Source organism: Achromobacter dolens, assembly GCF_902859745.1.
Classification (GTDB): domain Bacteria; phylum Pseudomonadota; class Gammaproteobacteria; order Burkholderiales; family Burkholderiaceae_B; genus Achromobacter; species Achromobacter dolens.
In genome coordinates this window covers 1-20,760 of record NZ_CADIJW010000071.1, presented here as the reverse complement: position 1 = coordinate 20,760, position 20,760 = coordinate 1, and the positions used below count along the sequence as shown (strand labels likewise).

Sequence of the window (20,760 nt, the reverse complement as noted above, 5' to 3'; positions counted from 1 at the left end):
AGCAGCGCGCCCCGGCACAGCGCCCGGCGCCGCAGCAGCGTCCCGCGCCCCAGGCAGCGCCCGCCGGCGGCGGCGCCAACCTGGCCGACATGGACGACGATATTCCGTTCTGATCGCGTCTTCCGCGACGGTTCACGAACAAAGCCCGGCAAGCCTTGCGCTTGCCGGGCTTTGTGCCGTTTGGGCGCCGCCACGGCCGCGCTGCTGCGGGAGCCGCTGTTTTTCCAGGGAAATCTCGCTATCTATCCACAGGCTGTGCACAGCATTTCAACAGCTTGCCCACTGGTTTTCGGGCCTTGTCCACCGTTTGTTCACAGGGTCTGCCAGGCAGGTCCCTTGCCTGCCCGGGCCGGCGTGACGGCAGATCAACCCGCAGGATTTCGGATCCGGACTTCCCCACCGGCACGCAAGCCGCGCGTAGACTCGATCTGCAGGCAACAGAGGGGGCTTGCCGGCTCCAGGCTGCACACAGCATATACACAGCTTGTGCACCGTGATTCGGGGCTTTTCCACAGCTTTTCAACAAGGGGGCGAAAGGGCGCATTCCGACCTCGCTGCAGCGGCTTGATGTTCCCCATCTGGGGCTGGGGCACCCGCGAGGCATGCCACGGTGACGGAGCGGCCGAAGGGGAAGAGAGGGCTTAGGAGGGCATGAGGAGGAAAAGCGCAGCTAGGCAGAATGAAATATTTAGTTTCATAAAAGCCTCTTGCGCTATCTATCTAGTAGTAGGTAAGATTCATCCATCGACGCAGCACCCAGCAACACCGCCGCGCCGCCCCAAACCAGAAATACAGTAGCACCCCTTTTCTATTTGCCGTGTTGTCTACCTATAGGTAGATAGTTTAAACGAAACATCCTCATCATCGTTATCTGGAGATCATCATGAAGACCCTCGTATCCGCCCTGATCCTGTCCGCTTCCTTCATCGGCGCCGCCCAAGCCGGCGAACTGGACTACCCGCCCGCCCTGAACACCCAAAGCACGGTGACGCGCGCCCAGGTGCAGCAAGAACTGGCTGCCGCCCGCGCCAACGGTGAACTGGCGACGACCGAAGAAGGCTATGCCGCGACTACGTTCGCCAGCGCCGGTGACAAGAGCCGTGCCCAGGTGAAGCAGGAACTGGCCGCCGCCCGCGCTCAAGGCCTGACCGACAGCGGCGAACTGGATTACCCGCCCGTTCAAGGCTGATTTTTTTCGACCACATGCCTATCTATACATAGATAGCTTTCCCGCACTGTAGTACCCAATCCTTTTTCCGGAGATCCACCATGAAGACCCTCGTATCCGCCCTGATTCTCACCGCCTCGTTCCTGGGCGCCGCCCATGCCGGTGAGCTGGACTATCCGCCCGCCGCGGACACCCAAAGCACGGTGACCCGAGTCCAGGTGCAGCAAGAACTGGCCGCCGCCCGTGCCAACGGCGAACTGACCAGCGGTGAAGAAGGCTACGCCGCCACCGCCTTCGCCAACGCCGGCGACAAGAGCCGCGCCCAGGTGAAGCAGGAGCTGGCCGCCGCCCGCGCCCAAGGCCTGACCGAAAGCGGCGAGCTGGACTACCCGCCCGTGCAAGGCTGAGTTCGATGACGGCCACTGCGAACCTCGGGGGGCGGGATCATTCCCGGCCGGGGTTCGCACGGTTGCATCGGATCTGCGCCTAGGGATACCGCCGATGACGAACCGACCTATTAGTAGGTAATATTCAGCCATGGACACTCCGACCCCCAACACCACCCGCGACCAGCTCCTGGCCCACGCCGAGAAGCTGATCCGTACCCGCGGTTGCAACGGCTTCAGTTATCGCGATCTGGCCGAGCATGTGGGCGTGAAGACGTCCAGCATCCACTACTACTTTCCTGGCAAGGACGACCTGCTCTACGAGGCCGTTGAAGCCTACAGCGCCCGCGCCCTGGCGTCGGTGCGCAGCATCGACACCGCGCAGCCGGCCCACGCCCAACTCGACGCCTATCTGTCGATGATGGAGTCGAAGGCCTGCGGCCACGGCGAACTGTGCCTGGGCGGCATGCTGGCCGCCGAAATGATGAGCCTGCCCGACCGCGTACGCGGCGCGCTGCAGGGATTCTTCCGTGCGCACGAAGCCTGGTTGACCCGGGTATTGGCGCAAGGCGCCCAAGAAGGCACCCTGAAATTCTCGGGCACCGCTGAAGCGGCCGGCCGGGCGGTCTTCGCCACGGTGCAGGGCTGCATGCTGGTTGCACGCCTGTTCCAGGCGCCGCCGGCCCTGTGCGAGGCGATCAGCGCCCTGTACGTCGAGTGCCAGGACAAGCCCGCCGCCTGATTCACCGGCTTTGCCATCGCCACACGGCCGCAACGCGCACGCGTGCGGCCGTTGTCATTTGATCGCCGCGGTTTGCGGCGTCGCTGGCCTCAAGCCAGAGCGCGCGCCATGTCCACGCTGCTGCGCGCCTGCATGCCGAGGTCGCGCATGCGCTGCAGGAACCCGGATTGCGCATCCGCGAAGCCCGTGACCGGGCTGATGCAGTCGGTCAGCAGCACCACGCGCGACAGGTTGCCGCCGGGCAGGTGCTCGGCGATGTGTTCGACCGTGGCCTTGACGCAATGGCTGCCGGCCACGCCCGCGACGATGATGAGGTCGGAACGGTCCAGCGAATCGAGCAGCTTGCGGTTGAGCTGGCTGCGCGGGTCGTCGGCATCCGGCACCTCGGCCATCAGTGCGCTGTAGTGCTCGGTCCACGGATTGGCGCCCTTGGGAACCTTGCGCACGATGTATTGGCGTTCGTCCTCCCAGCGGCCATAGGCGGCGCGCACGTCCGGATGGACGTTGTGGCCCCACGTGCCGATCTCGCAGTGCACCGGCCAGACCATCAGCGTGTAGCGGCCGCGCGCCTCCAGTTCATCCAGATACGACAGTGTCCGCGGCAGGTCGTCGACGTGGCGGGGCTCGAAGGCGCCCGAGCGCACCTGGCCGGCGGTGATGGGGGTGAAGGGCGCCACCGGCCGGCCATCGCCGCTACGCCAGAAGGTCGGATGGGCGATGTCGAGCCGATGGTGCGAATCCAGCGTGACGGTGATGGCCGACAGCGCGGGCGCGGTGGCGTCGATGAAGCGCGCCAGCCGTTGCATGTCGGCATGTGCGCCCGGCACAGGCAGCGCGGGCGCGACTGCCTGGCTCGTCAGCGGATCGACGGGCAGGTATTGCGCGGGGAGGTCGCAGAAATCGTTCTGCGGATCGATGATCAGTAGGTGAACGGAGCGCGACATGGGGCAGTGACGGGGAGTGAAGGTGAAATATAGACCGGGATGCGCGCCGCGGGCGAGCGCCACGCGCCGGTCCGCCCCGCAAGCCGGCCAGCCCGCCGATGGGCGCGCCTAGAACAGCACCAGATGCTGCGGCTGGTCTGGTAACTGGCGCAGGAGGGCGCGCCACATCAGCCAGAGACGCGCCAGCGCCGCAATGAAGACGGCCCCACCGATGTATAAGACCATGACTTCGTTCCCTTTTTCAAAAATAGCACGATCGTGCGAAATTAGCCGAAAAAATACCGGCCCATGCCGGCGTCCGTTGCAACGGCTACGCGATGTACTTGAAGCTGCGATATGTGGAAATCAGCCGCTCATAGGCGTCCCGCACCCGTTCACGGGCGCGTGGATCGCGCAGGAAACGGGCGTCATGCATCAGCCCGATCATCAGGCTGTATACCTCGAACACCAGTTGTTCCGGATCGGTGTCCGGCCGCAAGTGGCCTTCTTCCAACGCCTGGCCGACCGTGCGCACCATGGTGGCGCGCCAGCGCCGGAGGCGCTCTTCCAGCACCGCTCGCAAGGGCGACTCGACGTCGTCGAACTCGAAAGCGCCCGCCACGTAGATGCAGCCGGTCAGCAACTCGACATTGCAGGCGCGATCGATCCATAGCGTGACGAGCGCGTTCAGCCGCGGCAGGCCGCGGGGTTGGGACATGGCGGGCGTGAAGACGGCCGCCACGAAACGGCGGTCGTATTCCTCGAGCACGGCCTGCTGCAGGGCCTCGCGCGATCCCACCCGCGAGAAAACGCCGCTCTTGCTGATGCCCAGGCGCTTGGCCAACTGACCGAGCGACAGGCTCTCCAGCCCCTGGGCGGCGGCCATGTCGAGGGCCGCGTCCACGATGGCCGCGAAGGTCAGCTCGCTTTTTTCGGTCTTGGCAGTCATGGCGCAAATTTAGCACGACTGTGCGAAAAATGCGCGTTTATCGCGCCGGGTCGGGGCGGCGCCAAAAAAAGCGGGCAGCCTGGGCTGCCCGCCGTTCGGGTGTTGCGCCCGGTGGGGCGCTCGACTCAGGCCTGCGCGGCCTTGAATTCCAGGCGGAACTTGTGCAGCAACGGCTCGGTGTAGCCGTTGGGCTGGGTCAGGCCTTCGAAGACCAGCGCGCACGCCGCCTTGAACGCCAGCGAGCCATCGAAATTGCCGGCCATCGGCAGGTAATGGGGATCGCCGGCGTTCTGGCCGTCCACCACCTTGGCCATGCGCTGGAAAGTCTCCATGACCTGCTCCCGGTTGGTCACCCCGTGGCGCAGCCAGTTGGCGATGTGCTGGCTCGAAATACGCAGCGTGGCGCGGTCTTCCATCAGGCCGACGTTGTGGATGTCTGGCACCTTGGAGCAGCCCACGCCCTGGTCGATCCAGCGGACCACGTAGCCCAGGATGCCCTGCACGTTGTTGTCCAGTTCCTGCTGGATGTCGGCGGCGGACCATTTGGCGCGGTCGCCCACCGGCACCGTCAGCAGGCCGGCCAGCAGTTCGTCGCGCACGCTGTCGAGCCTGGTGCGTTCCAGTTCCTGCTGGACCGCCTGCACGTCCACCTGGTGGTAGTGCAGCGCGTGCAGCGTGGCGGCCGTGGGCGACGGCACCCAGGCGGTATTGGCGCCGGCCTTGGGATGGGCGATCTTCTGTTCGAGCATGGCGGCCATCAGGTCGGGCATGGCCCACATGCCCTTGCCGATCTGCGCGCGGCCGCGCAGGCCGGCGTCCAGGCCGACCAGCACGTTGTTGCGCTCGTAGGCGGTGATCCAGGCGGTGGACTTCATGTCGCCCTTGCGCAGCATGGGGCCGGCTTCCATGCTGGAATGCATCTCGTCGCCGGTGCGGTCGAGGAAGCCGGTGTTGATGAACGCCACGCGCGACGCCGCAGCCTGGATGCAGGCCTTCAGATTGATGCTGGTGCGGCGCTCTTCATCCATGATGCCCATTTTCAGGGTGTTGCGCGGCAGGCCCAGCAGGTCCTCGACGCGATCGAACAGCTCGCTGGCGAACGCAGCCTCGACCGGGCCGTGCATCTTGGGCTTGACGATGTAGACCGAGCCGGTGCGCGAGTTGAGCTTGCGCTCGCGATCCTGCAGCGCCGCCAGGCTGGTGACCACGGCGTCGAGGATGCCCTCGGGGATCTCCTGGCCGTCGCGGTCCAGCACCGCTGGGTTGGTCATGAGGTGGCCGACGTTGCGCACGAACATCAGCGAGCGGCCATGCAGCGTCAGCGCCGAGCCGTCCGGACGCGTGTATTGGCGATCGGCGTTGAGCTTGCGGGTGAAGGTCTTGCCGCCTTTGGTGACCTCCTCGGTCAGGTCGCCCTTCATCAGGCCCAGCCAGTTGCGATAGATGTGGACCTTGTCTTCGGCGTCGACCGCGGCGACCGAGTCCTCGCAGTCCATGATGGTGGTCAGCGCGGCCTCAACCAACACATCCTTGACGCCGGCGGCGTCGGTGGCGCCGATGCTGTGGGCGCGATCGATCTGGATTTCGAAATGCAGGCCGTGGTTCTTGAGCAGGATGGCCGTGGGCGCGCCGGCGTCGCCCTGGTAGCCCGTGAACTGGCTCGGCGTCTTGAGCGTGGTGGCGCCGTTCGACAGCGCAATCTTCAACTGGCCGTTCTCGACCGAGTAGCCGCGGGCCTCCGCGTGCGAGCCTTGTGCCAATGGCGCGGCGGTGTCGAGGAACTGGCGAGCGCGGGCGATGACCGCGCGGCCGCGCTCGGGGTTGTAGCCGGCGCCGTTGTCGCCCGGCGTGGCGGGAATCGCGTCGGTGCCGTAGAGCGCGTCGTACAGGCTGCCCCAGCGCGCGTTGGCCGCGTTCAGCGCGTAGCGCGAATTGGACATCGGCACGACCAATTGCGGGCCGGCCTGCTGCGAGATTTCGGTATCGACATTGTCGGTGGTGGCGCGCACGGAGGCCGGCTGCGGCAGCAGGTAGCCGATGCCTTCCAGGAACTGGCGGTAGGCGGCCGGATCGACGATCGGGCCAGGATGGGCGCGATGCCAGGCGTCGAGTTCGGCCTGCAGGCGGTCGCGTTCGGCCAGCAGGGCGCGGTTCTTGGGCGCCAGGTCATGCACCAGGGCCGAGAATCCCTTCCAGAACGCGTCGACGTCCAGCCCGGAGCCGGGCAACGCTTCCTTTTCGATGAACTGGCTGAGATTGGCCGCCACTTGCAGGCCGTGGTGCTGGGTGCGTTGAGTCATGCGGATCTCTGACGGTAGTAGGTCTGGGCGGCGCGGGCGCCGGGCGAATCGGTCCTGACATCATCGTTCGCACCTGACCCAAAGTCCATATCAAAAACCGCTGGTCATACCAGTTTATTTGGCGGCGGTTCGGCAAACATCGTTTTTTTATGGTTCTATATCAGTAACTTACAAAAGCCGGGAGCGACGGATCAATGATGGCTGTGGCATGGTCATACCACTGGTCCGGAAAACGCAATGCATGCGGAAACTGAAGCGAAACCCCGCCAGGTGGCGGACGAGGTGGCCGAGCGCATCGAGCGCCTGATCCTGGACGGCGTCCTGAAAGCGGGCCAAGCCTTGCCATCGGAACGGCGCCTGACGGAAAAACTGGGCGTGTCTCGCACCGCGCTGCGCGAAGGGCTCAAGCTGCTGCGCGCGCGCGAGATCATCCATACCTCGCAGGGCAAAGGCTCGTTCGTGGCCCGCATTTCCAAGGTGGACGCGGGGCCGCTGATGCATCTGTTCAATTCGCAGCCGCGCACCCTGTATGACCTGCTGGAAGTGCGCTCACTGCTGGAGGCGGATTCGGCGCGGCTGGCGGCGTTGCGCGGCACCGAGGCCGACTTCATCATGATCCGCCGTCGCTACGATGACATGGTCAACACGCAGGCCGCGGATACCGCCACGCACGCGCACCTGGACCACGCCTTTCACCTGGCGATCTGCGAGGCCTCGCACAACCCGGTACTGGTGCACACGCTGCAGTCGCTCAACGACCTGATGCTCGGTTCGGTGTTCGCCTGTGTGAACAACCTTTACCACCGCGAGCCCGAAAAGCGCCAGATCGACAAGCAGCACGCGCGGCTCTTCAATGCCGTGATCGGCCGCCAGCCGGAGCAGGCGCGCCGCGCCGCGGCCGAGCACGTCGACAGCGTGCGGCAGAACCTGGCCGAGATCGAACAGGAAGAGCAACGCCTGGTGCGGGCCACGCTGCGCCTGGAAGGGTGGACCTGAACGCCGCAGCGCGGACCCGCGCGGGCCGATGACCGGCCCGCTGCGCGATGAAGCCGCGCGCGCCGCGGCGTGCCGCCAGATTCAGCGGTCTTCGGTCACGGCGCCGGCCAGGGCCAGTGGCTTGCCGGCATAAACGCGGCCAAAGCGGTTGGCCAGCAGAGCCTCGAGCGGGATCTGTTCCTGGCCCACGAAGCCGCGCTGCGGCAGCACCCCCTGGGCGACGAGATCCAGCGCCGCGCAGATGCCTGCCGCCGTCGATAACTGGATGGCGCTGAGCCGGTGGCCGTCGACGTCGGCGCCGAACACGCGTATGGGGTAGGACTCTTCTTCCAGCCGGCCGTGGCGGTGACCCGAGGCCTGCGCCTGGATGACGATGACGTCCTGTTCGGTGGTGGGAATCGCGGTCTCGAAGATATCCTTGAGCAGGTCGCGGCGATCGCGCAGGCGCAGATCGTTCAGCAGCAGCTTCATCAGGTTGCAGTGCCCGGGGTAGCGCACCGACTTGTAGTCCACGTTGCGGGCGCGTCCCAGCAGGGTCGCGGGCAACGTGCCCAGGCCGCCCGAAGTGTTGAAGGCCTCGTACTCGACCCCGTCGAGCGCGAAGGTCTCGTAGCCTTCAAGCGCAGGCACGCTGGTGAGTTGGCCGTCGACGATGGCCTCGCACGGATTGCAGTATTCATTGATCAACCCTTCCGTGCTCCAGGTCAGGTTGTAGCGCAGACTGTTGGACGGGTAGCGCGGCAACGCGCCCACGCGCATGCGCAGGTCCAGCAAGGTGTCGAAGCGCCGCGCCAGCGCATGGCCGACGATGCCGATGAAGCCCGGCGCCAGGCCGCATTGCGGCATCAGCACCGCGCGGGCGTCGCCGGCCAGCGCCTGGATGGCATGGGTGCTGGCGACATCTTCGGTCAGGTCGAAATAGTGCACGCCGGCCTGACTGCACAGTTGCGCGACCGCGATGGCGCGATGGAACGGCAGGGCGTTGACGACCGCGTAGCGGCCCTCGAGGCAGCGGGCCAGCGAGGCGTCGTCGCTGATCTGGCGCGTCTCGCAACCCAGTTCCGCGACAGCGCGCAGCCGCGCCGGATCCTGGTCGGCCACCAGGACCGAATAGTCGCCGCTGCGCTCGAGCATCAGGGCGATGGCGAAACCGATCTTGCCGGCGCCCAGGAGGAGGATGGGCTTGGGGGAGGGGGACATGGTGCGGCTCCTGCATAGAGGGGGATGGGTTGGCCTCATCCTATGCGCGGGCGCTGTCGATTTGTAGATGCCAAAGCGTCGAAACGGCTATCAGTAACGTCGTTATGACTTAATAGCCGATCGAAACGTCAAAAGAAAAGCCCCCCGGGTGAGGCCGGAGGGCTTTTGGGGGGCGATTGCCAGGGCCTGGAAGCCAGGCCGTGCAATCAGCTGCCCATGGGGGGGTAGTCCATGTTGCCGAAGGTGACCAGGCCTTCCGCCTTGGCTTGGGCCAGTTCGGTCTGGACCTGGCTGCGGCTCAGCGACGTGGTGCTGGCGGCGTGGGCGACGGGCGGGTAGTCCATGTTGCCGAAGGTGACTTCACCAGCGTTCTTGGCCTGGGCCAGTTGCTCCTGCACTTGCTGCGAGGTCAGGCTGGACTTTTGGGCGATGGCGGCGGGGTAGCCTTCTTCGCCGAAGGTGTACTGGCCGGAAACCTTGGCTTGTTGCAGTTCGGCTTGAACCTGGGCGCGCGTCGGGCCTTGGTCGGCTTCAGCGGCTTGGGCGCCAGCGGCGGCCAGAACGGACATGGACAGCATCAAAGCGGTAGCAAGGGTTTTCATAGCAGACCTCCATATGTCTTGAGCTTGGGATCCGATCCTCTGGCCTGATTGCCGGGGGTCGCTTGCTGTGTCCCGATGAGATGCATTCTCGGCTCAAATTACCTTGGGATAAACCCTTATTACCTGAAAACATCTTTCCAAAATGAATACTAATCAGGCGGGAACTTACCAAATGGCACCATAGGTGGCGATATTTCCATTTGATGACGCAATAGGTAGTGGTCGACGGGGGAGATCGGCGTGGAGCCGCGCGCCTGGACCGCCCAATGGGGCGTTCGCGGGCGCGTCAGGCGTGCCTGGAACAGGCAATAACGAGAGCCCCCGCGTGGCGCAAGCGGGGGGAAAGAGGGCGCGCCCCCGGGACTAGGCCCAGGGGGGCCAGGGGGCGAGGGATCAGCGGTTCAAATCGGCCAGCGCGGCGTCGTATTCGGCGCGCGCCTCATCCAGCTTGCGCTGGGCCTTGAGGATCTTTTCCTCCTTGCCCTTGGCGCGTGCGGCCTTCAGCTCGTCCTCACGCTCGGCCACCTTGGCCTGCTTGTCGCGTACGTCGGCCTCGCGCTCGGCCTCCAGGCGACTGTCGGTGCAATGCGCTTTGGTTTCTGCCAGCGCTCTCTGCAGGCCCGCGACGCGATGCGAGTTGTTGTGAGCGCGTGCGTAGCTGAGCTCGCGTTCGAGGTGGCAGATCTTGGCGGCGCAGCCGCGTTGCGCCGAGCATTCGGCGTGGTCGTAGGCGTATGCCGGCAGCAGGCCGGACAACGCGCTGGCCGCGGTGGCGGCCAGCAAGGTTTTGGTCAAAGCGGACATGCGGGTCTCCGTAAAACACGTCTCGGAGCGGGCATCATCCCTTAAGCGTGGGGCATCCGCAATGCGCCGGATCAGCCGATCAGGGTGCCCGCGAGCGCCGCCGCGACCAGCATCGCGCCCAGCCAGAGGTTGGCGCGGAACAGCATGAAATTGCGGTCGGGGCGCTGGATGTCGAACACTTTCAACTGCCACGCCAGGTGCACGGCGATCGCCGCCATGCCGACGTAATAGGCCCACGACATGCCGATGGCATAGCCGCCCCAGGCCCACAAAATCACGGTGCCAAGATAGAAGCCGCCGATCCATAACTTGCCCTGGTCGCCGAAGCGCATGGCCGTGGAATGCAGGCCCAGGCTGCGGTCATCGCGCACATCGACGTAGGCATAGATGCTGTCGTAACCCACCTGCCACAGCACCGCGCCGAACCACATCGCGATGGCCGCCAGGGGCACATGGTTCTGCGTATCCGACCACGCCATCAGCATGCCCCAGTTGAAGCAGATGCCCAGCACTACCTGCGGCCAGTAGGTCACGCGCTTGCACAGGGGATAGATGAAAACGAACGGCAGGACGGCCACGGCGAGCCAGCGGCTCATGCCATTCAGGAAGAACAAAAGCGATCCGCAGACCACCAATTGGCCCAATAAAAACCAGACTGCATTACGCATGCTGAGCTGCCCGCTGGTCAGCGGACGGAAGCGGGTGCGTTCGACGTGCTTGTCGAAGTTGCGATCGCACATGTCATTGACGGTGCAGCCGATGCCGCGCATCAGCAGCGCGCCCAGCGAGAACACCACCAGGCGTTGCAGGTCGGGCAGGCCGCCAGCGGCCTGGACCAGCGCGGCGATACAGGGCAGCAGTGTCAGCCAGGTGCCGATGGGGCGATCGAGCCGGCACAGGCGGGCGTAGGGCCGCCACGATTTGGGCAGCCAACGTTCGACCCAGTCGGTGAAAACGATGTCGCTGAGGTCGACGGGAGAGGATTGCGGAGCGCTCACTGTCACGGCGAAAGAAAAGGGAGGAAAGCCGACAGCATAAAACAACGGCCGGGCATCGCGCCCGGCCGTGGGACCGTCAAGCGTGGTCAGGACCCGGTTTTCAGGCCGTGTATTCCTTGAGCAGCTTGCCCAGGATGGCGATGCCGGTGCGGATCTTGTCTTCCGGCACCGTGGCGAAGCTCAGGCGCAGCGTGTTGGCGCGGCCGGCGCCGCTGTAGAACGGCGCGCCCGGCACGAACGCGACGTTCTGGGCGATCGCCTTTTCCAGCAGCTTGGTGCTGTCGATGTGCTCGGGCAGCGTCACCCAGATGAACATGCCGCCTTCGGGCTTGGTCCAACTGACGGTGGCGGGGAATTCGCGGGCGATGGCGTCCAGCATGCAACTGCCCTGGGCGCGGTAGATCTCGCGCACGTTGGGCAGGTGCTCTTCGAGGAAGCCGTCCTTGACGATCTCGTACACGGCCATCTGGGTCAGCGTGGGCGTGTGCAGGTCGGTGGCCTGCTTGGCCTGCACCAGCTTGTGGATCAGCGGACGGGCGGCGGCGATGTACCCCAGGCGCAGGCCGGGAGCCAGCACCTTGGAGAACGTGCCCAGGCGCACGACGTTGGCGCCGTACTCGGCGGCCAGCGCGATCAGGCCCGGTTGGGGTTCGCCGGCGTAGCGCAGTTCACCGTAGGGATCGTCCTCGATGATGGTCAGGCCGAGCTCGGCGGCGCGCTTGACCAGCGCGATGCGGCGTTCCAGGCTGAGGGTGCGGCCGGTGGGGTTCTGGAAGTTGGGCAGCGCGTACAGGAAGCGGGCGCCGGCGGCCAGCTCGGGGGTGATGGCCTCGGGAATCAGGCCGCCGTCATCGGTGGGCACCGGCACGTACTTGGGCTGGTACAGGCTGAACGATTGCAGGGCGCCCAGGTAGCTGGGGTCTTCGACCAGCACCTTGCTGTCCTTGTCGACCAGCACCTTGCCCAGCAGGTCCAGCGCCTGCTGCGAGCCGGACACGATCAGGACCTGGTCGGCGGCGACGTTGGCGCCGGCGCGGTTCAGGTCGTCGGCGACCCATTGGCGCAGCGGCGCGTAACCTTCGGTGGGGCCGTATTGCAAGGCCGCGCGGCCGTTGGTGGACAGTACCTTGTCGAATGCCGCACGCACCACTTCTACCGGGAAGCCGCCGGGCGCCGGCAGGCCGCCTGCGAACGAAATGACTTCGGGCCGCTCGGTGACCTTGAGGATCTCGCGGATGGCGGAGCTGGTGAGTTGCTGGGCGCGTTCGGAAAAGGCGAACGTCGGTTCGAGAGGCTTGTCCATGGTTTGCTTCTTAATCAAGAAGGGGAGTGACGGGGTGATGACAACGGGGCGGTAAAGACGTTACTGCGTAAACTATTGTCCCACAGCGTGGCAAGGCGGCCCCTTTATCGTGGGCAGCCCCTAAAATCACTTGCATCGATAATCGCCTGTACAGTTACATTTAGATATATGTTTGAAGCCGCCCCGATCACCGCCGACTCCAAGGCCGCGCTGTACGCCGAACTGGCCAAGCAGGCCCGCGCCCTGCTTGACGGCGAGCACGACCGCATCGCCAATGCCGCCAACCTGAGCGCGCTGGCCTACCAGGCGCTGCCCGACCTGAACTGGGTCGGGTTCTACCTGTTCGACGGCACCGAGCTGGTGCTGGGCCCGTTCCAGGGCAAGCCGGCCTGCGTGCGCATTCCGCTCAATCGCGGCGTGTGCGGCGCGGCCGCCAGCCAGCGCCAGACGCAGTTGGTGCCCGATGTGCACGCGTTCCCCGGCCACATCGCCTGCGACGCGGCCTCGCGTTCCGAGATCGTGGTGCCGCTGGTGCATCAGGGCGAGTTGATCGGCGTGTGGGACGTGGACAGCCCGGTGCCGGACCGTTTCGACGAAGACGATCGCCAGGGCATGGAAGCGCTGTGCGCGATCTTCCTGGCCAGCCTGCGTTGACAGGGGGGCGGCGGCCCGGTAGATTTGCGCATCGGTCGTTCGCGGCCGGTTTCAACCCTTTATTCCATTCATGATTCCTCAGGCCATCCTGTCCGCTTTCCTGTTCCGCGCCCTCGGCGTGGATACGGTTTGCGCCGGCCTGAAATCCAAAAAACAGCCGCTCATCTGACCGGAGCATGCTGTTCCGTCAGATGGGCGACGGAACAGCGGCCTCACGGCGGCGCCACGGCGCCTTCGCGCGCACCCCCTAGTATCCCGAGCACTTCTGTACGGTCCAACCACGGTCCGCTTACACCGAAGGAGTGTTCATGCAAACTCATCAATCCCCGTTCCAAGGCGTCTGGATCCCCCTGGTGACGCCGTTTTCCGGCGGCGCCGTCGATGGCGGGGCCTTGCGCCGCCTGGTGCGCCATTTCAAGGCCGCGGGCGTCGACGGCCTGGTCGTCTGCGGCAGCACGGGCGAAGCCGCGGCGCTCGACGACGCCGAGCAACTGGCGGTGCTGGACGCCGTGCTGAACGAGGCCGGCGCCATGCCGGTGGTGATGGGCCTGGCGGGCAATCACCAGGGGCACGTGCTGCAGCGCCTGGCCGCGTTCGGCACCCGGCCGCTGGCCGGCATCCTGGCGCCGGCGCCCTACTACGTGCGCCCGGGGCAGGACGGCGCGGCCGCCTACTTCCGCAACCTGGCCGATGCCTCGCGCTTTCCCCTGGTGCTGTACGACATTCCCTATCGCACAGGCACAACGCTGGAGACCGCGACATTGCTGTCGCTGGCCGCGCATCCGAACATCGCCGCGATCAAGGATTGCGGCGGTTCGCTCGACAAGACCCTGGCCCTGATCGCCGACGGCAACATGAACGTGCTGGCGGGCGAGGACCTGCAATCGCTGTCGCTGCTGTGCCTGGGCGGCAGCGGCCTGATCGCGGCGGCGGCGCACATCCGGCCCGATCTGTTCGTGGCCATGTACCAGGCGGTGCGGGCGCAGCAACTGGATCTGGCCCGCAAGCTGTTCCAGGCGCTGGCGCCGGTGATCCAACTGGCGTTCGCCGAACCCAATCCGGGGCCGGTCAAGGCGCAACTGGGGCGCCAGGGGCTGTTGAGCGCGGAGCTGCGCGAGCCGATGCCGGCCGCGAGCGCGGCACTGGCACGGCGCATGGACGCGGCGGTAGCGGGCTTGAACCGGCAGTTTCCCTGCCAATAGGCGCAACTTCGGCCCGGGAGCGGCAGCTTTGTGGCGTCCAGATTCATTTGGTAATAAATGTCTCACCGCGCCGCTGACGGATTGCTTATGATGCGGCCATTCTCCGGGGTGAAACAAAACGTTCATGGCCCAAGCTTTTGTCGCGTTGTCCGCCTGGCAGGTCATGCTGGCGGGCCTGCTGTTCTTCGGCGGCATCTACCTGCTGTTCGGCGCGGCCACCTGGCTGCTGACCCAGCACATCCTGCCGGCGCTGGGCATCGGCCGGCCGCTCGATCCGCGGCCGCTGGCGCCGGGCCAGTTGCGCCGTGAATTCACGCAGTCGGGCGTGTCGATCCTGCTGTTCGGCACCGGCATGATCTTCCCGTGGGGCCTGCTGCAATTGGGTTGGGCGCACCTGGACCCCGACGCCAGTTGGCAGAAGATCACGCTGGAGATCCTGGCGCTGGTGGCCTGGAACGATGTGCATTTCTGGATCAACCACCGGCTGCTGCACACCAAGCTGCTGCGCCGTTTCCACCTGCCGCACCACCGCTCGGTGGTGACCACCCCGTTCTCGACCTACAGCTTCCATCCGATCGAAGCGCTGATGCTGGGCAACGTCATCATGCTGCCGATGGTGCTGCATGATTTCAGCTTCTGGTCGCTGGCGTCGGTGCCGCTGTTCAGCCTGTTCTTCAACTGCATCGGCCACGCCAACTACGACTTCTTTCCCAACGTGTCGTATGCGCACTGGTTTGCGGCGAGCCGCCGGCATCACCTGCACCACGCCTGCTACAACGGCAATTTTGGTTTCCAGTTCACGTTCATGGACCGCCTGTTCCGCACCCGGCTGAAGGCCGAGGCGGCCGCGCCCCAGCTGGAAGCTTTCCGGCAGCGAGAATCGCTTGGCGGACGGGCTTAGCAAGACGCGCCGGCTGCCCGCGCTGCGCAACAGGCGCGATTGGCAGAGCCTGGCCTACCTGGCCGCGCTGCCCGCCCTGGCGGCGTGGCAGTGGCTGCATGGCTTCTGGTGGCCGCTGTACGCGCTGATGCTGTTCCTGACGCTGGGCATCGGCGTGATCCACCACAACCACACGCACATCCGCATGTGGCATGGCCGCTGGGCCAACCGCGCCACCGATTTCTGGATCACGCTGCTGCAGGGGCATCCCACCTTCGTGTTCTACCCGGCGCACGTGGCCAACCATCACCGCTACAAGCATGGCGCGCGCGACGTGGCGCGCACCTATCGCTTTGGCGGCGATACGAATCACCTGTGGGGCTATCTGATCCATCCGGTGCAGGCGGTGTGGGTGCTGTATCCGCTGTTCTTCGCCTGGCTGGGACGGCTGCGCCGGCACTGGCCGGGCGCGTGGCGCTACTGCATGTGCCAGTACGGCGCCTGGCTGGGGCTGTGGGGCGGCCTGCTGGCGATCAATCCGGTCAAGGCGCTGGTGTTCGTCATCATCCCGCAACTGCACGGCCTGCACTGGCTGCTGGCCACCAACTACCTGCAACACGCGCACGCCGATGGCGGACCGCGCGCGGTGGCAGGGTTGAACTACGCCCGCAACTTCGAAGGACTGGTCAATCCGCTGCTGTTCAACATCGGCCTGCACACCGCGCACCACGAGAATCCGCGCGCGCACTGGTCCGAACTGACCCGGTTGCATCGCGACCATTACCGGGCCCGCGTGACGCCCGCGTTGAACGAGGGCGGCCTGACGCCGTACATGTTCCGCGTGTTCGTGCTGGGCACCTTCCTGCCGCGCTTTCGCAGCCGCTCGTGCATGGCGCCCGAGCACGTGCGCTAGCGCCGCCACTCCATACCTGCCAAAAGAGACCCGCCATGCCTATCGCGTTCAATCGTGTCTACCTGGAAAGCGCCGGCTATTTCATGCCGGGCGAACCCGTGTCCAACGAGGCCATGGACAGCTACATCGCGCCGCTGAACCGCATGTCCAGCCGCATCAAGAGCCGCATCCTGGCCGAGAACGGCATCAAGCAGCGCTACTACGCGATCGATGCCGAGGGCGCCACCGTCTTCACCAATGCGCAACTGGCCGCCAACGCCATCCGCGATTGCCTGCGGCGCAATGACGGCGACCTGGCGGACGTGTCTCTGCTGACCAGCGGCTCGTCCGGGGGCGACGCGCTGATGCCGGGCTTTGCCAACATGATCCAGGGCGAGCTGGCCGCGCATCCGATGGAGACGCTGTCGGTGCACGGCATCTGCGCCGCGGGCGTGTCGGCGATCCAGGTGGCGGCGCAGGGCGTCGAGATGGGCGGCCATGCCAGCGCGCTGGCGGTCGCGGCAGAGCTGCCGTCGCGCCTGTTCAAGCGCTCGCGCTTTGCCGCGCGTGGTTATGACGCCGACTTCGACGCGCATTTCCTGCGCTGGATGCTGTCCGATGGCGCCGGCGCCTTGCTGCTGGGACGCGGCGGCCGGCCGTTGCCGGGCGCGTCCAAGGGCGTGCGGCTACGCCTGAAGTGGGTACACCAGCGCTCGTTCTCGGGCGACTATCCGGTGTGCATGCAACTGGGCCTGTCGGCCGACCGGCAGAAGGGCCACCTGGATTATCCGTCGTGGAACGAGGCCGAGGCCGATGGCGCGCTGTCGCTGCGCCAGGACATCCGCCTGCTGCCGCATCTGTTCGACATCGGCATCCACGAGTACGCCAAGCTGGTGCGCGACGGCTGGCTCGATCCGGACCAGGTCGACCACTTCCTGTGCCATTACTCGTCCGAGAAATTCATTCCGGTGGTCGAGGACCTGATGGAGAAGGCCGGCCTGGTGATCCCGCGCGAGCGCTGGTTCAGCAACCTGGCCTGGCGCGGCAACACCGGCGCGGCGTCGATCCTGATCATGCTGGCCGAGTTCCTGGAAACGCGCGAGATCAAGCCGGGCGAGCAGATCTTCTGCTACATCCCCGAGTCGGGCCGGTTCATGGCGGCCTACATGCTGCTGGAGGCCGAGGCCGCGCATGACGCCGCGCCGTCGGTGGCCGTGGGCGCCACGCCGGCCGCGGCCGGGCGCGAGGACGCCCACAGCGCCGATGCCGACGCCATCGCGCCGCCGCACGATCCGGACATGGCGCCGCAGGGCCTGGGCCAGTTGCTGACCGAACTGGCGGCGATCTGGCACGACTACCGCTCGCGCGTCTGGCGCACGCCGGTGGTGCGGCGCCTGCGCAACCGCCGCTTCGAGACCGCCGACTACCTGAACTGGATGGAGAACTGGATCCCGCAGGTGCGCGAGGGCAGCAAGTGGATGCGCGAAGGCGCGGCCTCGCTGACCGAGCAGTACCAGCCGCTGGCCGCGCTGATCGACATGCACGCCGGCGAGGAGCAGAACGACTTCCAGATCCTGTTTCAGGACTACCGCACGGCCGGCGGCAGCATCGACAACATCGATGCGCTGCGCCGCAACCCCGGCGGCGAGGCGCTCAACGCCTATCTGCACAGCCTGGCCGCCACGCGCGACCCGATCGGCCTCCTGGGCGCCATCTACATCATCGAGGGCACCGGCCAGCGCATCGTGCCGGCCCTGCTGCCGCTGCTCAAGGCCAGCCTGAAGCTGCCGCCGGACGCCTTCCGCTTCCTGGAATACCATGGCCACAACGATGAGAACCACCTGGCGCGCTGGCTGTCGGCCGTGGAGCTGGCGCTGGACTGCGACGAGGACGGTCGCGCCGAGCAGCGTATCGTCGACACCGCGCGACGCACCGCCGCGCTGTACCTGATGCAGTTTCATCACGTGATGGAGGATGACGCCGCATGAACAAGGAACCGGAATTCCTGGCCAAGGGCCACGATCCCGCCGATCCGAGTCCTTGGCTGGCCCTGTACCTGGACCGCAGCACGCCGCTGCCGGACAAGGTCAAGAAGGCCTGGCTGACCGATTCGAGCTGCGGCTCGCGCCAGTACCTGCTGCCGTTCCTGCGGCCGCTGGCGCGCGCCTGCATCATCCTGATCCAGATCATCAAGACCTTCCTGCCGCGCCGCTGGTCGCATTCGCGGCTGCTGCATCGCATCCTGGCGTGGGGCCTGAAGCGCTTCGTCTCGCCCGAGGCCAACTGGCTGATCCTGCGGCACTTCCACCTGGGCGCGCAGATCCTGTCGTTCATCGCGGCCAACTCACCGGTGCGCATCACCACCACGCCGCTCGAACCGATGGAGATCGACGATCTCAAGGACGAACTGTTCGTCAAGCACGACCTGAACCTGTTCAACTTCGTGATCCGGCTGAACCAGGCGTTGCGCGACGCGGGCGTGGAAATGCATGCGCCCGAGCGCGTCGACTTTTCGATGATTCGCGATCCTGATCTGAAGCTTGAGGACATGCCGCAGGGCAAACTGAATTTCCTAGACCTGCAAAGCGCCATCGAGCTGTTCACGCCGCTGTATCAACTGATGCTGACCGACAACGACTTCTGGCGCGCGGCCAATTCGCTGCAACTGGACGAGACCATCGGCATCTACGCGGCCAAATTGCTGGGCGCGCCGCAGCACCTGATCCTGGTCAACAACAGCCATCCGCTGGTGCCCATGTCGACGCTGCGCGCCGGCTACCGGCTGGTGCTGCATGGTCTGTCGACCGAAATGCTGCACAGCCTGCTGATGGAGATGCGCGACGCGCAGCAGGGCGGCGAACCGCCCGCGCCGATCGCCTGAAAAGTAGGCAAATCCTAGCGTTGTCCCTGTAGGGCGGGCCGCCTCCGCTACGCTATAGTGCGACCCTTGTCCGCCGATTCGGGGTCGCGTGCGCGCGGCCCGGGTCTTCATTCCGGAAGCGCTTTCGATGCCCCAGTCCATAGAAATCATCGCCACCGCCCTGTTCGTCGTGGCGGTGCTGCACACGTTTTCCGTTCCCATGTTTGCGCGCCTGGCCCATCGCGGCGGGCCGCATGCCGGTTTCTGGCACCTGCTGGCGGAAGTCGAGGCGGTGTTCGGCGTGTGGGCGTTCGCCCTGATCGTGGCGATGGCGGCGCTGTCGGGGCCGTCCGCGGCCATCGGCTACATGGACACCCGCAACTTCACCGAGCCGCTGTTCGTCTTCACCATCATGGTGGTGGCGGCCAGCCGGCCGATTCTGGAACTGGTGGGTCTGCTGGTGCGCGCCACGGCGCGCGTGCTGCCGCTGCAGCGCGAGCTGGCGACGTTCTTCGTGGTGATGTCGCTCGTGCCGCTGGGCGGTTCGTTCATCACCGAGCCGGCGGCCATGACGCTGGCGGCGATCCTGCTGCGCGATGCCTATTTCCGCACCAGCGGCCGCGCCGGCTTCAAGTACCTGACGCTGGGCGTGCTGTTCGTCAACGTGTCGATCGGCGGCGTGTTGACCTCCTACGCGGCGCCGCCGGTGCTGATGGTGGCCTCCACCTTCGGTTGGGATTCGACTTTCATGGCGCAGCATTTCGGCTGGCGCGCGGCGGTGGCGGTGTGCCTGAACGCGGGCCTCTTGACCTTCATCTGCCGCAAGGCGTTGCGGGAGCGTTCGGTGGGCACGGGCGGCGGGGTCGACGCCCCGGAGGGCAAGGACAACCGTCCGCCGGTGCCGGCGCTGGTGATGCTGATCCACCTGGTGTTCCTGGTGGCGGTGGTGCTGAGCGCGCACCACCCGGCAATCTTCCTCGGCTTGCTGATGATGTTCATCGGCTTTGCCGAGGCCTACAAGCGCCACCAGAACCGCCTGCTGATCAAGGAAGGGTTGATGGTGGGCTTTTTCCTGGCCGGCCTGGTGGTGCTGGGCGGCCTGCAGAAATGGTGGTTGCAGGACCTGTTGGGCGGGCTGGAGCCGTTCGTGCTGTTCTGGGGCGCGACCGCGCTGACGGCCATTACCGACAACGCCGCGCTGACCTACCTGGGGTCGCTGGTGGAAGGCACCAGCGAGGCCTGGCGCTATATGCTGGTGGCGGGCGCGGTGACGGGGGGCGGCCTGACGGTGATCGCCAATGCCCCGAATCCGGCCGGTTTCGCCATCCTGAAGAATCATTTCCCGGATGGCAGCATCTCGTCCGGACGGCTGTTTTTGTCGGCGCTGGGGCCGACGGGGGTGGCCGCCCTGATGTTCCTGTTGCCTGTCTGAGGGAGTGAGGCGAGCCCCACGGCGGCGCCCCCGGGCGCCCCGCCGTGGGGGCGCCGCCGGCCTTTCACGAAAAACCGCTAAAATTCAAGACTTTCCCGTATTTTTCCGGCCGTGCCCGGCCGTTGTCCGGTCCAAGCCAGTTCCGGCCCCGGGGCCTTCCGTTGGAAGACCCCTCGCGCCCCTGGTTTTGCGCAGGTCCGGCCGACGGTCATAGATATACCGGACCCGCGCCTGGGAGCCCTCGATGCCCATCTACGCCTACAAGTGCAGCGCCTGCGGCCATGCCAAAGACGTCCTGCAGAAGATTTCCGACGCGCCGCTTTCGGTTTGCCCCGAATGTGGCCAGAGCACGTTTTCCAAGCAAGTGACCGCGGCTGGCTTCCAGCTCAAGGGCTCGGGCTGGTACGTCACCGATTTCCGCGGCAACGGCAGCGGCGGCCAGCAGGCCACCGGCGCCAGCGCCCCGTCG

General features: G+C 66.0%; 20 protein-coding genes and 1 pseudogene. 13 read left to right on the top strand and 8 right to left on the bottom strand.

The window, feature by feature from the left end; all coding sequences use genetic code 11:
• The 4 genes and pseudogenes from HV783_RS29680 to HV783_RS27550 all read left to right on the top strand — a co-directional run.
• A pseudogene (locus tag HV783_RS29680) lies at nt 1–113 on the top strand (single-stranded DNA-binding protein); the annotation flags it as partial.
• A gap of 770 nt (nt 114–883) precedes the next feature.
• A complete protein-coding gene (locus HV783_RS27560) occupies nt 884–1,189 on the top strand; it encodes a DUF4148 domain-containing protein (protein WP_054500256.1) in 306 nt (101 codons plus the stop codon).
• Nucleotides 1,190–1,269: 80 nt separating this feature from the next.
• Complete coding sequence (locus HV783_RS27555; protein ID WP_175190250.1) at nt 1,270–1,575, top strand: DUF4148 domain-containing protein; 306 nt, start codon at nt 1,270–1,272, stop codon at nt 1,573–1,575.
• 130 nt (nt 1,576–1,705) lie between these two features.
• On the top strand, nt 1,706–2,296 hold the full coding sequence (locus HV783_RS27550) for a TetR/AcrR family transcriptional regulator (RefSeq protein WP_064523974.1): 591 nt from the start codon (nt 1,706–1,708) through the stop codon (nt 2,294–2,296).
• 89 nt (nt 2,297–2,385) lie between these two features.
• On the opposite strand, the gene HV783_RS27545 is transcribed toward HV783_RS27550, so the two are convergent.
• The 3 genes from HV783_RS27545 to HV783_RS27535 all read right to left on the bottom strand — a co-directional run bounded on the left by HV783_RS27545 (nt 2,386) and on the right by HV783_RS27535 (nt 6,468).
• Entirely contained in the window at nt 2,386–3,240 is an 855-nt protein-coding gene (locus HV783_RS27545) for a cysteine hydrolase family protein (RefSeq protein WP_054500259.1), read from the bottom strand.
• A 310-nt stretch (nt 3,241–3,550) separates the two neighbouring features.
• On the bottom strand, nt 3,551–4,168 hold the full coding sequence (locus tag HV783_RS27540; RefSeq protein WP_175190249.1) for a TetR/AcrR family transcriptional regulator: 618 nt from the start codon (nt 4,166–4,168) through the stop codon (nt 3,551–3,553).
• Between the two features lie 125 nt (nt 4,169–4,293).
• Nucleotides 4,294–6,468 (bottom strand): malate synthase G, encoded by a 2,175-nt coding sequence (locus HV783_RS27535; RefSeq protein WP_054500261.1) that lies wholly within the window; start codon nt 6,466–6,468, stop codon nt 4,294–4,296.
• A 237-nt stretch (nt 6,469–6,705) separates the two neighbouring features.
• On the opposite strand from HV783_RS27535, the gene glcC reads away from it, so the two are divergent.
• Nucleotides 6,706–7,464: a transcriptional regulator GlcC gene (gene glcC, locus HV783_RS27530; RefSeq protein ID WP_175190248.1), complete on the top strand. Its 759-nt coding sequence runs from the start codon at nt 6,706–6,708 to the stop codon at nt 7,462–7,464.
• 81 nt (nt 7,465–7,545) lie between these two features.
• Here glcC and HV783_RS27525 read toward each other — a convergent pair whose 3' ends face one another.
• From HV783_RS27525 to HV783_RS27505, 5 genes are all read right to left on the bottom strand, one after another.
• The gene (locus HV783_RS27525; RefSeq protein ID WP_175190247.1) at nt 7,546–8,664 is read right to left on the bottom strand and encodes a saccharopine dehydrogenase family protein; all 1,119 of its coding nucleotides are present in this window, start codon (nt 8,662–8,664) and stop codon (nt 7,546–7,548) included.
• 206 nt (nt 8,665–8,870) lie between these two features.
• On the bottom strand, nt 8,871–9,266 hold the full coding sequence (locus tag HV783_RS27520; protein WP_080977534.1) for a DUF4148 domain-containing protein: 396 nt from the start codon (nt 9,264–9,266) through the stop codon (nt 8,871–8,873).
• A gap of 393 nt (nt 9,267–9,659) precedes the next feature.
• Complete coding sequence (locus tag HV783_RS27515) at nt 9,660–10,070, bottom strand: DUF1090 domain-containing protein (RefSeq protein WP_054500263.1); 411 nt, start codon at nt 10,068–10,070, stop codon at nt 9,660–9,662.
• A 71-nt stretch (nt 10,071–10,141) separates the two neighbouring features.
• Complete coding sequence (gene ubiA, locus HV783_RS27510; protein ID WP_054500264.1) at nt 10,142–11,068, bottom strand: 4-hydroxybenzoate octaprenyltransferase; 927 nt, start codon at nt 11,066–11,068, stop codon at nt 10,142–10,144.
• A 100-nt stretch (nt 11,069–11,168) separates the two neighbouring features.
• Complete coding sequence (locus tag HV783_RS27505) at nt 11,169–12,371, bottom strand: aminotransferase-like domain-containing protein (protein ID WP_064523985.1); 1,203 nt, start codon at nt 12,369–12,371, stop codon at nt 11,169–11,171.
• 168 nt (nt 12,372–12,539) lie between these two features.
• Here HV783_RS27505 and HV783_RS27500 point away from each other — a divergent pair, with 168 nt between their 5' ends.
• The 8 genes from HV783_RS27500 to HV783_RS27465 form a co-directional block, all read left to right on the top strand.
• Complete coding sequence (locus tag HV783_RS27500) at nt 12,540–13,025, top strand: GAF domain-containing protein (protein WP_049077169.1); 486 nt, start codon at nt 12,540–12,542, stop codon at nt 13,023–13,025.
• Between the two features lie 308 nt (nt 13,026–13,333).
• The gene (gene dapA / locus HV783_RS27495; protein ID WP_100508936.1) at nt 13,334–14,227 is read left to right on the top strand and encodes a 4-hydroxy-tetrahydrodipicolinate synthase; all 894 of its coding nucleotides are present in this window, start codon (nt 13,334–13,336) and stop codon (nt 14,225–14,227) included.
• A 124-nt stretch (nt 14,228–14,351) separates the two neighbouring features.
• Nucleotides 14,352–15,128, top strand: a complete 777-nt coding sequence (locus tag HV783_RS27490; RefSeq protein WP_054500268.1) for a sterol desaturase family protein — start codon at nt 14,352–14,354, stop codon at nt 15,126–15,128.
• Complete coding sequence (locus HV783_RS27485) at nt 15,112–16,020, top strand: fatty acid desaturase (RefSeq protein WP_059272856.1); 909 nt, start codon at nt 15,112–15,114, stop codon at nt 16,018–16,020. The genes HV783_RS27490 and HV783_RS27485 overlap by 17 nt, the downstream gene beginning before the upstream one ends.
• A 35-nt stretch (nt 16,021–16,055) precedes the next feature.
• Nucleotides 16,056–17,987 (top strand): StlD/DarB family beta-ketosynthase, encoded by a 1,932-nt coding sequence (locus HV783_RS27480; protein ID WP_054500269.1) that lies wholly within the window; start codon nt 16,056–16,058, stop codon nt 17,985–17,987.
• Nucleotides 17,984–18,880, top strand: coding sequence for a DUF6999 family protein (locus HV783_RS27475; RefSeq protein WP_054500270.1), 897 nt, complete (start codon nt 17,984–17,986; stop codon nt 18,878–18,880). Before HV783_RS27480 ends, HV783_RS27475 begins: the two co-directional genes overlap by 4 nt.
• Before the next feature lie 127 nt (nt 18,881–19,007).
• Complete coding sequence (locus tag HV783_RS27470) at nt 19,008–20,291, top strand: putative Na+/H+ antiporter (protein WP_054500271.1); 1,284 nt, start codon at nt 19,008–19,010, stop codon at nt 20,289–20,291.
• 244 nt (nt 20,292–20,535) lie between these two features.
• On the top strand, nt 20,536–20,760 hold a 225-nt coding region (locus tag HV783_RS27465), incomplete at its 3' end, for an FmdB family zinc ribbon protein (protein WP_175190246.1).

Excerpts from the sequence above, each read along its gene's own strand:
- HV783_RS27560 (WP_054500256.1), top strand. The coding sequence starts at position 884 with ATGAAGACCCTCGTATCCGCCCTGATCCTGTCCGCTTCCTTCATCGGC.
- HV783_RS27555 (WP_175190250.1), top strand. The coding sequence starts at position 1,270 with ATGAAGACCCTCGTATCCGCCCTGATTCTCACCGCCTCGTTCCTGGGC.
- HV783_RS27550 (WP_064523974.1), top strand. The coding sequence starts at position 1,706 with ATGGACACTCCGACCCCCAACACCACCCGCGACCAGCTCCTGGCCCAC.
- HV783_RS27545 (WP_054500259.1), bottom strand. The coding sequence starts at position 3,240 with ATGTCGCGCTCCGTTCACCTACTGATCATCGATCCGCAGAACGATTTC.
- HV783_RS27540 (WP_175190249.1), bottom strand. The coding sequence starts at position 4,168 with ATGACTGCCAAGACCGAAAAAAGCGAGCTGACCTTCGCGGCCATCGTG.
- HV783_RS27535 (WP_054500261.1), bottom strand. The coding sequence starts at position 6,468 with ATGACTCAACGCACCCAGCACCACGGCCTGCAAGTGGCGGCCAATCTC.
- glcC (WP_175190248.1), top strand. The coding sequence starts at position 6,706 with ATGCATGCGGAAACTGAAGCGAAACCCCGCCAGGTGGCGGACGAGGTG.
- HV783_RS27525 (WP_175190247.1), bottom strand. The coding sequence starts at position 8,664 with ATGTCCCCCTCCCCCAAGCCCATCCTCCTCCTGGGCGCCGGCAAGATC.
- HV783_RS27520 (WP_080977534.1), bottom strand. The coding sequence starts at position 9,266 with ATGAAAACCCTTGCTACCGCTTTGATGCTGTCCATGTCCGTTCTGGCC.
- HV783_RS27515 (WP_054500263.1), bottom strand. The coding sequence starts at position 10,070 with ATGTCCGCTTTGACCAAAACCTTGCTGGCCGCCACCGCGGCCAGCGCG.
- HV783_RS27505 (WP_064523985.1), bottom strand. The coding sequence starts at position 12,371 with ATGGACAAGCCTCTCGAACCGACGTTCGCCTTTTCCGAACGCGCCCAG.
- HV783_RS27500 (WP_049077169.1), top strand. The coding sequence starts at position 12,540 with ATGTTTGAAGCCGCCCCGATCACCGCCGACTCCAAGGCCGCGCTGTAC.
- dapA (WP_100508936.1), top strand. The coding sequence starts at position 13,334 with ATGCAAACTCATCAATCCCCGTTCCAAGGCGTCTGGATCCCCCTGGTG.
- HV783_RS27490 (WP_054500268.1), top strand. The coding sequence starts at position 14,352 with ATGGCCCAAGCTTTTGTCGCGTTGTCCGCCTGGCAGGTCATGCTGGCG.
- HV783_RS27480 (WP_054500269.1), top strand. The coding sequence starts at position 16,056 with ATGCCTATCGCGTTCAATCGTGTCTACCTGGAAAGCGCCGGCTATTTC.
- HV783_RS27475 (WP_054500270.1), top strand. The coding sequence starts at position 17,984 with ATGAACAAGGAACCGGAATTCCTGGCCAAGGGCCACGATCCCGCCGAT.
- HV783_RS27470 (WP_054500271.1), top strand. The coding sequence starts at position 19,008 with ATGCCCCAGTCCATAGAAATCATCGCCACCGCCCTGTTCGTCGTGGCG.